We start from the raw sequence: 11,946 nt of genomic DNA on the forward strand, positions 1-11,946 counted from the left end.
CGAGAGTGTTCCATACGTTTTATTTTCTTATAGCTGATGACAAGTTTAGTACGCTACCGCCCCTCGCCGTGACCGATGCGCATAAGGTATGGTTGCTATTTTATGGGACGCTTTGCCGAACACCCGCCCTTGCAGACGCTCGGCAAAACGCAGCGGACAGTTAATTCTTCCTCTGCCGAATCGCGCCGTAACACAACACGTTCCAAAAATCGGAATGAAGTCAATTTAAGTAATTTTTTCGTAGGGCAACTCAACCTGTTTCAGGTGGTTATGTTTATCTTTGGTCGGGTCTTTAATGTTGTATATAACAGATTGGCTTTCACCACCTTATGCAGGTCATTGCTCGGCGTCGGCACTTTTAGAATAGTTTCTCGTTCTTTACAGAACGTGGCGTTGTCTAACAGGTTGGATGTCAGATCGTGGAAAGTCAGAGTGATATTTTCTTGGCTGCCATTAGCAGACAGGAGATAAGTTGTCTGCCCATAACTAGAATCGCTCAAGAATAGCAATCTTAGCGGCCACTCAACTTTTTTCTGTGTACTACCAGTATGGAAGCTCCGTTTAATATTAACGTGTACTTTCGGCACTTCGTTCATAAAGCTTTCAAACATAGTATTTATCCTAAATAGTAGCTCATGAGAAGGAAGTCAGCCATGCGACATTGACGGGATGTACTTTGCTTCTGCTTTACAGAAAGACAGAGCAATAATTCCTATACATAAATTTCAATTAACAATAACACACGACAAACTTTCGCACTAAAGTAAATTTTTTACATATAAAAACACATTATCAATTCATTCAGTTCTTTATATTAAAGAAGCTCATCCTCATAAATTTAATAAAACACTTTAGAAAAACTGATAATAATCATACTCAATAAATATTGATCATTCAAATAATTAATCATTCTAATAATATTACTAAAAAGTAAACTTTCGTGTACGGGATGACATGAAAGCCGTGACGCTAACGTTACGAAAACTGTCTATGGGTTATATGCACAGGCTTGACTGACGCCTCGGAGAGGCATGAGATAACGCCAAGGCGTCATATCAATGGTGGGCGATGGCGATAAAATCACTTATGATTCAGAGAGTAAGGATATGTATGAGTGTAAAAAAACAAAGATAGCAGCGCTTATCCGCAGAGTGCTAAACAGGCGGCCTGAAAATTCTCCGCCCGTGAAATAACAACTGTACAAAATTTTAAACAAGGTCTTCTTGGGGATGAGATAAGGTTGATACAGTAGATGAACGCGCGTTAAGGGCATCACTCACGATTGCCGAAAATTCATCGATCTCTATTGATAAAGGCTCATATCGCAACCATCCCAAAGTACAATCGAATAGCGCTTCCAGTCGTACCACAAATTCAATCGCATCACGGGCAGGGATCTCTAGCCGTCCGCGCTCGATTAATTCCTCCGCACTATCGCCTGTCGTGTCGCAGGCAACTTTGATAATCAATCGCCGAATGTAATTCTCTGATATTGACATAATTTCTCCTTGAACAATCGTACTCAAGCCTTCGTCTCTATGGCTCGAATAATAGCAATAGGATTAACTTCCGCTAGTTTAAAACGGCCTTTCACCTCTGCTGCGGTGTAAGTCAGAGCACGTTGAATATAGGTTTCAATTTCCTCAGTTATGCCATAAGGCGCCAGCCCAAGTTGTTTGACCAATTGTTGGCATTGGCTATCAGAGAGTACATTAGAATAGTGGGCGACCAAGTATTCCTTGCAGCGCTTAAACTTTCTTTGCCAGACTGCAACTTCATTTGCGATTGTAGCGGCAGATTCTGCATTCACAGCAATTTCAGGCACATGGTGTAACACCAAATCGCGCAAAACCGCATTTTTTGGCTCTGCAACTAGCTGTTGCAATGTGAGAGTCAGGTCACGACGATGCAACAGACTGACGCCTATTCGCTCAGCGGCAATAGGTGATAGCGGCACTTGTACCATCCTCATCAGTGTCTGCTGCGGCCACACCGCTGAAAGCAGTAATCCCAGTTGCCCTGCTGTGGTGTAAAGGAGCTCCCACTGGTTTTGGTCAGCGTCTGCCCTCTCCAATTTTTCAGCCATACAATGAAAGGCTTTCCAGGCGCCTTCAAAACCAACAATGTAAGCTCCAGTTACCTCATCACGTACAGACTGGTTCAGGCAAAGTGCTGCCAGCGTTGTAGCAAAGGGCAATGAATAGACGGTGATACGTTGGATAGAAAAATCAACCGCTTCTCGGTAAGCGGCATAAGCGCGAAACAACTCATGCCAGGGAGAATGACCAACCATTTCATACACATGTGAAACTTCATCGTTAGGAACATACGAGAAGTCATAAGCTGTATCGAACAGTACCCGTAACCAGAGCACCAATTGATGGAGATCCTCGGCTTGCCAACGTGCGCCATCAGCACGCTGCATACGCAAGAAGAGTGTCCAAGTGCCTAACTGACAGACTCGATTCAGTGATACTCGCCATATAGGTTGCCATTCGACAATACGCAATGCCAACGCTTCAAATACATGTAAACGGCCAATATCCTCTTCCGGCGCATTTGGCAGTTCGGCAAATTCAACGATCAATTCTTCCTCATTGAAGAGGAAACTGGCTTTATGTACCACAAACGGTAGTGAAATCTCCAGAATGTTCCGTGTTAACCTCAACAGACAAGAACGTGCATCACCAAAACCATCTGCGATATTTATCAGTTTGCGTAAAGGTGCTGGGAGTTCAGAACCTGCTCCAGCTCGGAAGCGAGCCAGCATCCATTGATGCAAGAGATTGTGTAGTTGATGAGCATTTTCTATAGGCAGTTGATCAGGCTCCATATTGCCAGCAATGGGTATTAAAACTTGCCAGCGTAAGAAGTCGTCGCCCAACCATTCCGCAACGTTTTCTTTCAACTCAAGCAAAAAATTATCTGGCATGGGTTGATAGCGAGCACGCTCTATCCATCGCAGGAAAGAGCATAATGCAGCCTCCTCCGTGGCAGAAAGCGTCGACAGTTGGGCAAATGCGATCCAACCATTCAGAAGATCCAAGTAACGCTGATGTGTGATGGGATCACGTCGATCGACCACTTCGGTTAACACCGCTTTAAGCGCCTGATCATATGTATCCACCAGATCAATGCGACAAAGGCCCTGTAATGTCGGTAAATTTGCTTGATGTAAAGTCACCATTAGGCTGGCGGCGGCTTGCAGTAAATCGGCTGCTTCGCTAGCTCCAGCTAATGCACCGGCAGCTTTAAAGCATTTCAGCGGAGTTAAAAATACCAGATAAGCAGCAAACGCTTTTGGTGCACATACCAAGCTAGCAAGCGCAGTCGGCGCTAGTTGACCGTGATGTATTATCTCTAATAGAGAGGCCGGAGAAAGCGTGGATTCTGCCGCACTAACCAGCGGATGTACAACATTTAGCCGTTCAATATCCTCATAAATGGGCAGAATTTCTGTATCTGCGAGTACATGGAGTACACATTCTAGCAACAGATGTGCGTCGCTATATGGTGCAGTTATCGCAGCATCGACCAACGACGCCAATTGGATAGTCGGCAATTTTTCAATCCATGCCTCGGTTTTAATTAACTGCATAATTAGGCGCAGATCATTGAGCCAGATGAGCTTGTCTGCAAGTGTTGGAATAGCTTTGCATAAGCGCGGTAACGCAAATTGCGGATCGCTTTTAGTGGTGAGAGCACAGAGATAATCTGCCGTTGCATCCGTTGTCGGCCAATCAGAGGGTAAAAACTCGGTCGCTCTCTCTCCTGCCTGTGCAAGGAGCCAACCTGTTAAACTGGGGCTCCGAACAGCATTACCATTTTGCAGCCAGGTGTCGGTTGGGAAGATCGTGCGCTGTTTAAGTGTGGTATAGCTCTTTTCCGCTAACATCGGTAAGCCAGTTAACGCATTTTGCAGAATATCGGTAACATGTTGAGATGTAAGTTCCGTTATTAGCTGGGGTTCACTGTCGTCAAACACACGTTGTACTGAGACAGGCAAATTAACCGATTCGGCTGTTTCCGTTTTCAGTTCGATAAACGGCTTTTGTGCACTAAAGTAGGCCAATTCCCCCATACTATCAATGATTACCCAAGCAACAGCGGGTATATCCGTTAGTTGGGCAAGAAAAACCGGCAAATTTTGTTGGCGGAACATGATGCCGGCGTGTTCACTAGCCACCCCAGACTCAACGAAGACAGCAGTAAGCGCCGTTTGCACAGACGGAGGGAGACATAGGTAACGAGACCAAGCATCATCCAATGTCGATGCACAAAGGAAGCTGCCTAAAGAAGGAACCGAAGGAGGCAGTAGTGCTGTCGCCGGTACTGCTCGCATACAACGCGCCAGCTCGGTTCGTACTTCGGCGGTTAACCGTTGAACACGACGTTCAAGCGTGTAACCGGGGGCCGGGCGCACCTGTACTAACCAAAGTTTATCTACGTGCACCTGACGTAATCGTGTGCCATACCATAAGGGAGCGGATAACGTCGGCCAATGATAGGCGACTGAGTTTACCCTTGATCCGGGTGATTGTGCTGCCGCAAAGCCAAAACCAAACGCCAGTTCTCCCCGAATGCCGTCAGAAGCGGCCAAGGTCAGTCCGGTGGCCGATACCAAGCCATGATCTGTTTCCAATACCCACTCAGTATCTAACGAGATTTCAGAAAAATGTTGATGTAACTGCCTGATAATTTTGTACAAACTATGACATACATCGGCTGTCAGATAGGGAGCCTGTAAGGGTTCCACTTGAGCTGGAATACCCTCAATCAACCGCTGAACAAAGCAGGTGATTGGCTGTGGCTGATAATCAGGATTGATTAGCCGTTGTTGTGCGATAGCTTGAGATGCAAATCCACTGAAAGTAACCTCAGCAACAGTATCGGCAAAATCTGCTGTACGACGGCAAATCACACTTGCATAGCCACCTGCATTAACGAAAACCGCACCATCTTCCAAACCTGCGCTACGAACAATCCAAGGAGGCGGGCCACAGACTTCCTCTACTTGTTTTATCCAATCGTGATGTTCCGTAATATGTTTGCTGTAGATGGTGCGTAGCAAAGCAACATCAGCATGTGGAAAAACCTCGGTGATGGCAAGCGCCTTATCGGCAGGAAGCGCCAGCAAAGGGGGAATAAGAGCCGAAAAATCGACGTGTCGGGCGAGCTGTTGTAATCGTTCAAATTTTGCAGTCATACGTTTTATTTTCTTACCTTTAAAACCAGAATCCCAAACGAGTTTTCCCGTTGAATAAGTACGAGTTGCGACTTTCATACCAACCCTAATGCTCTACCTGATATATCTATTATTGATATCAGGTTTTTCTAGGTAAGTTTTTGCATTTTACGGTAGATCAAAACAGTTAAATAGGAAGGTAATTCTCTTAAATGCTCTACTATTTTGGTGCGGTTATTTAGAGTGCTTCCTGAAAAATAGCGATATAACGCCCATGTCTAAACATAGCAAGAGGAATATAAGAGAGCCAGATATATCTCTCTGATAAGCAATTATGTATTTCCTCCTAATCAACACTCAAAATATAAAAAAAGAATATTTCATCACAAAAAAGTTTTAAAAATATTATAAAGAAATATTTTAGACCTCCCTGTCAGTTATCGAATATTTATACGGAGGTTTATCAAATTAATCTAGCGTAAGTCTTCTTCCATTCATCGTCCGAACAAATCTGGTACGTTTCTTTCGTTGATAACCTTTAAATGCCTATGTCAACGGAAGAGGACGATCTTGGATAACGGTTTTCATGACGAGGGTAGATATTAGGCGCTGAACGCCGGGCATGCTAGACAACCGTTCGTCATAGAGCTTCTGAAAAGCGGGCAGATCATGAGTAACGACGTGCATGAGATAGTCAGGATCACCGAAAAGCCTTTGCGCCAAAATAATCTGCGGTATTTCCGTAACGGCGTCTTCAAATGACCTGATTGCCAACCTGTCCCCTTCACGCAAGGTTACGAACACAATCGCGGAAAAGTTAAAACCAAGGCTGGCGGGATCAAGGTGGGCACGATAGCCCCTGATAATCCCCGATTGTTCCAGCGACCGTACCCGGCGATGACATGGTGAAAGGCTAAGTCCTACCCGTTCAGCAAGGTCGGTCACGGAAAGACGACCGTCCGCCTGTAGTTCAGCAAGAATCTTGCGATCAATCTTATCCATTTGAAAGAATCTCTCTTTTATCCGCATCAAAATAACCAAAGTTGGAAGCACATTTTAACGATAGAAGGATATTCTTTCCACTGATGTAAACAGCCCGGATGTACTTATATTTTTCATCAAAATGGTAATCCGGAAATGGGAATATACAAGGTGGAAATAATATGCGTATTTACTCATGTTGCAGGAATCTTTCAGACTGGAAGACACTACAACTTGTGACTGTAGAAGCTGTAACCCTGCAATCTGATCGGGGAATAAAACTATGGAGTTAAGTCTGTTTGCTGCATTCTGGGTTGTCTCCGTTCTGCTTATCATCACCCCAGGAGCAGACTGGGCTTACGCCATCTCTGCGGGTATGCACGGTCGTGTGGTACTTCCTGCGGTCACAGGACTACTATGCGGGCACCTCATTGCGACAATTGTTGTGGCAGCCGGTGTGGGAGCACTAGTTGCTGGTACGCCAGTCGCTCTGACAGTGTTAACAGTAGCCGGAGCGGGTTACCTGCTGTGGCTCGGCATTAACATGATCCGTCATCCTTCCGCACCTACAGCAAGCGATGAGCGGGAGGTAGGTTCCAGGTCCCAATGGGCGATAAAGGGACTCTGTGTCAGTGGCCTGAACCCGAAAGTCTCCCTGCTATTCCTAGCACTGTTGCCGCAGTTCACCGATCCGACAGCCGGCTGGCCGATCCCGGTACAAATTATGGCATTGGGCCTGCTTCACATTTTAAGTTGTGGTGTAATTTATCTGATAGTCGGATACGGTTCCCGGGCAATCCTAAAAACCCGCCCACAGGCCGCGCATATTGTCAGCCGGGTATCCGGCGCTGTAATGATTATCATCGCGGTACTCTTATTGGCAGAGCAATTCATATGAGAATGTAACAAGTGTCTGATATCACAGAAAAGTTAGACTAATTCGTGCATGCCTGTTCCTGATTTAGCAAAAACCGCCGTAAACCCTTGCCCAGTGCGAGGGTGTCGCAAAAGTTAACCCTTATCAATTAAGCTCTGGGTTAATATTCCAAACGAGACCTTCTATGACTCAATTCCTACGGCAACTGACACCTTCCGTTCATACCGGGCGTCAGTTTGTCACCGCTCAGGAAAGCCCAGAGGGCTTTAGGACTGGCGACTCCGGCGTCTCCTGACTGGATTGATATCTGCCGGTAAAACAGGCTAAAATCAATGCACTTTCTCAATGAGCGCTGAACATGTTAAGAGCGACCAAAGTCCGCCTCTACCCTACCCCCGAACAGGCCGGGTATCTTAACGGCCAGTTCGGCGCGGTCCGTTTTGCGTACAACAAGGCGCTGCACATCAAAAAGCATGCCTACAAACGTCACGGCGTGCATTTAAATCCGCGCAAAGACCTCAAACCGTTACTGGCGGTCGCGAAGCAATCCCGCAAGTATGCCTGGCTCAGGGCATATGATTCTATCGCGTTACAGCAGGCGGTGATCAATCTGCATACTGCATTTGATAATTTTTTCAATCCGAAGTTGCGCGCCCAATTTCCCACGTTCAAACGCAAACAGGGCAAGCAATCCAGCTATCACTGTGTTGGGGTGAAAGTGCTGGAGGGCGCAGTGAAGATCCCGAAATTGTCACCGATAAAGGCCCGCATACACCGAGAAATTGAAGGGGAAGTGAAGAGTATTACGCTATCCCGAACCGCCACGGGAAAGTATTTCGCCGCTATCCTGTGTGACGATGGCAAAGAGGTACCGGAAAAGCCGGGCGTTATCACCCGCGTGACCGGGTGCGATATGGGTTTGTCCCACTATCTTATCGAGTCGACCGGGGAGAAGGTCAATAACCCCCGTCACCTTATCAACGCCGCCCGTAACCTGCGTCGTAAACAGAAATCACTGTCCCGCAAACAACAGGGCAGTGCTAACCGCGGCAAGGCCCGATTACGTCTGGCGGCAGTCCATGAGCGGGTAGCCCATGCCCGCGCCGATTTTCAACACAAACTCTCTCGGACAATAGTTGACGAAAACCAAGCGATCATTGTGGAGACGCTGAAATCGGCTAACATGATGAAGAATCACCACCTTGCCCGCGCTATCGGGGATGCGGGCTGGCATGGCTTCATCAAGAAACTGGAATATAAAGCCGCAGCGGCGGGCGTTCATCTGGTCAAACTGGATCAGTGGTTTGCCAGTTCGAAAACCTGCCATTGCTGCGGTCACAAAATGCCGGAAATGCCGCTGCGTAAGCGGATCTGGCCATGCCCTTGCTGCCGAGTCGAACATGACCGCGATATCAATGCAGCGATCAACATCCGGCGCAAGGGCATAACAGAATTACAGGCGGCGGGACTCGTCGTTTCTGCCCACGGAGGCCAGCGTAAATCCGTCATAAAGACGGTGGCGGCCTGAGAAGTGGGAAGCCTCGCCGTTTTTTACGGCGGGGAGCAGTCACATCATTTTTTTCTTGGTCGAAAGTTCTGATCTTGGAACAGGCGCTTAATTTAATTTTTTATCCAGAATTCAAGTTAGTTACAAGCTCATGCAATAATTCCCATCAATTTTTTCAGCCTTTTTAATCATGTTTAGCGCCAAACCCTTGGGAACGGATCAACTGATTCATTACTTTTAGATCGACCAATAGATCGTCGATATCATTATCTAATAGATGCTGGTGCATTTCGCTAAATACCACACTCATTTCTTGTATCCCTTGGTAAGTCAGAGATCTCACCTCTTCGAATTGGGCGCTATCAGCATTTTGTTCTTCTAACAAAACACAACGCTCCAATGCCTTGACAATCATTGGTAAATAACGGTTGAGAAATAACTTACCGGGAGTGACATCCCTGGCATCAGCCTGCATACAGCCAATGATCGCCTGCGTTTTCTCCTCAATCAGGCTAACCAGTTCCTGCATCTCATACGCCATACCAGACTTATAACGCTTGATCTGAGCCAATTGCTCATAGTATTCAGCAAACTCTGCCTGTGTCTCATCTTGCCGACGCTGCTCCTCTGCCTGTTGACGAGCAACCATCTGTTGTTGCTGTCGCAGCGCTTTCTGCCGTCGAAAATTATTCCAAGACTCAATCAACACCGTTACCAGCACGACAACAAAAAATGCGACACCAAACCAAACAGGAATCGCATGGGCATCAATTTTAAACAATGCGGCAATAGTACTCGCTATTATCAGTAATAACGGGAACTTGCTTACCTCTAGTTTACGTTGTCTGATAATCGTGATGAACAAAGCCGCTAACCCGCCAAACAACAGGGCAACGGCCCACAGCCCCGCCAGCGGACTCAACACCACCACCAACCAACCGGCCAAAGTCGCCGGCCTATATGGACGTGACGGATAGAGAGCCAACAATCCGATATAGACTGATAACACCATTATGGTGGAAATATGACCATTACCCGCAGGCAAGGCTAAAAAAGACCAAGGAGTATACAGGACAATACAAGCCAGTATAAAAGCGAGGATAAAGACTTTGATATGAAACAGTACACGTGACAGAGACCGCTTGATGCTACCGAACAGGGACATGGCTTCCTGTTCCTGCTGCTGTGCCGCATCACGGTCAGACGATGATTGAGGTGTAGGCATAGGGTATTTTACTCTTCTTAATATCTATTACTGTCAGGAAAGCACCTGATAAGATGACTAATATTGTGCATTAGCCGCCGCGGTTAAACGCTGGCGTAAATTACCTTCCATTGAGGAGAGTTCTTTCTCAATCTCAGTCCGCTTAATACGCGCTTCTGACGCAATGCGCATGGTATCCTCAATCGTATTGACTAAACGGCTCTGCACATCGCGCAAGGTTTCAATGTCAACGATAGAGCGCTCCACTTCAGTAGCCGTTGCAATGCTGCTTTGTTGCAGGATTTCAGCATTTTTGCGTAATAATTCGTTGGTCGTATCAGCCACCTCTTTTTGCAATTTAGCCGCTCTACTCTGAGCTTTCAGTGACAGATTGAGTACCATCTGACTTTTCCAGATTGGCAATGTAGAAAGGATGCTGCTCTGGATCTTTTCCGCCAATTGCTGGTTATTATTTTGTACAATCCGGATCTGCGGAGCTGTCTGTATAGCAATGGTTTTTGACAGTTCCAGATCGTGAAGACGGCGTTCAAAGCGATTAATATTTTCCAGCAGATCTTTAACACTCTGCGCATCCATCATATCTTGAGACGTTTCAGCCCTTCTCTGTAATGAGGGCAACTCCACCGTTTTAATCTGTTGCAACTTCTGTTTGCCCGCTTCAACATAGAGCGATATCTCTTTATAGAAACCTAGATTGCGATCGTAGAGTTGATCTAACACCGTGATATCACGCAGCAGGTTAAGCATTGCGCTATCCAGATGAGTGGCGATGGTATCGACCTGTTGTGTTAGCGTCTTTTGATCAATCATAGTGCGTTCAGCTTTCTTAAAAATCCCGCCGATCAACGGTAATTTTCTCAGAAAGCGACTGCTTTTCTCTTCTGGGGACAGCGCATCATGTTCACGAATAAACATGACCAAATCCGAGAGTTTCTGGCCTACCTCATCAGCCTCTTTGGTTTTTACATTCTCCAATAACGTATCAGCAAAACGGGCAATCCCTCCCATAGGCTGAGCACCATAGCTGATCACCGCCGCAGGTTGCGAAATATCGATCTTTTCTATTAGCGTGTTGATGTGCTCCTGATCAATCAGAACAGTTGACTCGTTGAGAGCCATATCACGACCAAATGATGGGATAGGTATAACTTTAGTGCTCATAAAATAATCCTGTTAGCTGAATTTGTATGGAAAATAAGGAGTTATTATATGGCGTCTAAGACGTGTTTAAAACAAGTTCTATTTTCTGCCCCATCTGCAAACGTTGAAAGTCGGAAAGTAACAAAATGGTTAGGCCAGAATACTCAATTTAAGCTTCTGTTTTTATCTGTTTATTCCGCCTAATTGAATAAAATAGAGCAACCTGTTGTAATTCCTGCATGAAACTATGACACGTAACTATTGCTGTCAATATATATGGTAATTAGTTAAAAACGTTAATATATCCATAAAATCGGTCTCAGTACAACAACAGGAATAAATTAAACAAGAGGGTGTATCACTATTATGAAAAATTATTTAGTATCTATTTCGATATATTAATCATTGCAGATCTGTTTGAATATAGATTATATTTCAGGTGTTTATTCAATATGACAGGATTAGAATCATGAAAAATTTGTTTGTTATTATGTTACTTCTCTCTGTAATAACAGGATGCTCCGGTAAAAGTACCTCAAACAGACAAACACAAGCAGAAGAGGGATTGAAATTTGCATTTTCATCCGGTGGAAATTTTATCTTAACTCACGCCTGTACAGATAAAATCGATTATTTAGGGCCAGATGAAGGGGGGAATGACCAGATAGAAATAGCGATAAAAAACGATAAACAATGCTTTGCTCATTTTGACGCTTTAATCAATAAAAACATCGGCACCCAAATGGCAATATCATTCAAAGGTACTCATCTTGCCACGGCGACTATTCAAACTCCTTTAAATCCTTCATTCAGAATGGGGGTAAAAGATAAAGAGCAAGCCATAAGTATTATGAACGCATTAAAAAACTAAATAAATTGTGATTACTTTTAATATTGATGATGATCCAGAGCTAGTTTCTATTATTAGTATCTTCTGCCAGACGATTTAAAATCTGGCATGTCGATCTATGATAATCGAATATCTCCGCCCAATGTTGGGCGAAGATTTCCGGTAATGCTTATTGCAAGAT

Annotated in this window: 9 protein-coding genes; 3 read left to right on the plus strand and 6 right to left on the minus strand. The window is 45.3% G+C overall.

Annotated elements, in window-relative coordinates; all coding sequences use genetic code 11:
- Positions 1–260: 260 nt before the first annotated feature.
- From B0X70_RS21470 to B0X70_RS21485, 4 genes are all read right to left on the minus strand, one after another.
- Entirely contained in the window at positions 261–611 is a 351-nt protein-coding gene (locus B0X70_RS21470; protein WP_217470341.1) for a type VI secretion system contractile sheath small subunit, read from the minus strand.
- Positions 612–1,208: 597 nt separating this feature from the next.
- Positions 1,209–1,499 carry a DUF6137 domain-containing protein gene (locus tag B0X70_RS21475; RefSeq protein WP_217470342.1) on the minus strand — a complete coding sequence of 97 codons (291 nt, stop codon included), beginning with the start codon at positions 1,497–1,499 and terminating at the stop codon, positions 1,209–1,211.
- A 23-nt stretch (positions 1,500–1,522) separates the two neighbouring features.
- A complete protein-coding gene (locus tag B0X70_RS21480; protein WP_217470343.1) occupies positions 1,523–5,284 on the minus strand; it encodes a hypothetical protein in 3,762 nt (1,253 codons plus the stop codon).
- A gap of 447 nt (positions 5,285–5,731) precedes the next feature.
- Positions 5,732–6,187, minus strand: a complete 456-nt coding sequence (locus B0X70_RS21485) for an Lrp/AsnC family transcriptional regulator (protein ID WP_036809758.1) — start codon at positions 6,185–6,187, stop codon at positions 5,732–5,734.
- A 262-nt stretch (positions 6,188–6,449) separates the two neighbouring features.
- Here B0X70_RS21485 and B0X70_RS21490 point away from each other — a divergent pair, with 262 nt between their 5' ends.
- Positions 6,450–7,064 carry a LysE family translocator gene (locus B0X70_RS21490; protein ID WP_217470344.1) on the plus strand — a complete coding sequence of 205 codons (615 nt, stop codon included), beginning with the start codon at positions 6,450–6,452 and terminating at the stop codon, positions 7,062–7,064.
- A gap of 337 nt (positions 7,065–7,401) precedes the next feature.
- The gene (locus B0X70_RS21495; protein ID WP_214040278.1) at positions 7,402–8,571 is read left to right on the plus strand and encodes an RNA-guided endonuclease InsQ/TnpB family protein; all 1,170 of its coding nucleotides are present in this window, start codon (positions 7,402–7,404) and stop codon (positions 8,569–8,571) included.
- Between the two features lie 163 nt (positions 8,572–8,734).
- Here B0X70_RS21495 and B0X70_RS21500 read toward each other — a convergent pair whose 3' ends face one another.
- Together B0X70_RS21500 and B0X70_RS21505 are read right to left on the minus strand one after the other, a co-directional pair.
- On the minus strand, positions 8,735–9,775 hold the full coding sequence (locus B0X70_RS21500) for a 5-bromo-4-chloroindolyl phosphate hydrolysis family protein (RefSeq protein WP_217470345.1): 1,041 nt from the start codon (positions 9,773–9,775) through the stop codon (positions 8,735–8,737).
- Positions 9,776–9,832: 57 nt separating this feature from the next.
- On the minus strand, positions 9,833–10,936 hold the full coding sequence (locus tag B0X70_RS21505; RefSeq protein WP_105398039.1) for a toxic anion resistance protein: 1,104 nt from the start codon (positions 10,934–10,936) through the stop codon (positions 9,833–9,835).
- 448 nt (positions 10,937–11,384) lie between these two features.
- Here B0X70_RS21505 and B0X70_RS21510 point away from each other — a divergent pair, with 448 nt between their 5' ends.
- Positions 11,385–11,786, plus strand: coding sequence for a hypothetical protein (locus B0X70_RS21510; RefSeq protein WP_040148876.1), 402 nt, complete (start codon positions 11,385–11,387; stop codon positions 11,784–11,786).
- The last annotated feature ends 160 nt before the right edge of the window (positions 11,787–11,946 follow it).

Source organism: Photorhabdus akhurstii (genome assembly GCF_019090985.1).
In the GTDB taxonomy this organism is placed as follows: domain Bacteria; phylum Pseudomonadota; class Gammaproteobacteria; order Enterobacterales; family Enterobacteriaceae; genus Photorhabdus; species Photorhabdus akhurstii.

What these genes read in the sequence shown, in the direction of transcription:
- B0X70_RS21480 (WP_217470343.1), bottom strand. Translation starts at nt 5,284, where the DNA reads ATGAAAGTCGCAACTCGTACTTATTCAACGGGAAAACTCGTTTGGGAT.
- B0X70_RS21485 (WP_036809758.1), bottom strand. Translation starts at nt 6,187, where the DNA reads ATGGATAAGATTGATCGCAAGATTCTTGCTGAACTACAGGCGGACGGT.
- B0X70_RS21495 (WP_214040278.1), top strand. Translation starts at nt 7,402, where the DNA reads ATGTTAAGAGCGACCAAAGTCCGCCTCTACCCTACCCCCGAACAGGCC.
- B0X70_RS21475 (WP_217470342.1), bottom strand. Translation starts at nt 1,499, where the DNA reads ATGTCAATATCAGAGAATTACATTCGGCGATTGATTATCAAAGTTGCC.
- B0X70_RS21470 (WP_217470341.1), bottom strand. Translation starts at nt 611, where the DNA reads ATGTTTGAAAGCTTTATGAACGAAGTGCCGAAAGTACACGTTAATATT.
- B0X70_RS21490 (WP_217470344.1), top strand. Translation starts at nt 6,450, where the DNA reads ATGGAGTTAAGTCTGTTTGCTGCATTCTGGGTTGTCTCCGTTCTGCTT.
- B0X70_RS21505 (WP_105398039.1), bottom strand. Translation starts at nt 10,936, where the DNA reads ATGAGCACTAAAGTTATACCTATCCCATCATTTGGTCGTGATATGGCT.
- B0X70_RS21510 (WP_040148876.1), top strand. Translation starts at nt 11,385, where the DNA reads ATGAAAAATTTGTTTGTTATTATGTTACTTCTCTCTGTAATAACAGGA.
- B0X70_RS21500 (WP_217470345.1), bottom strand. Translation starts at nt 9,775, where the DNA reads ATGCCTACACCTCAATCATCGTCTGACCGTGATGCGGCACAGCAGCAG.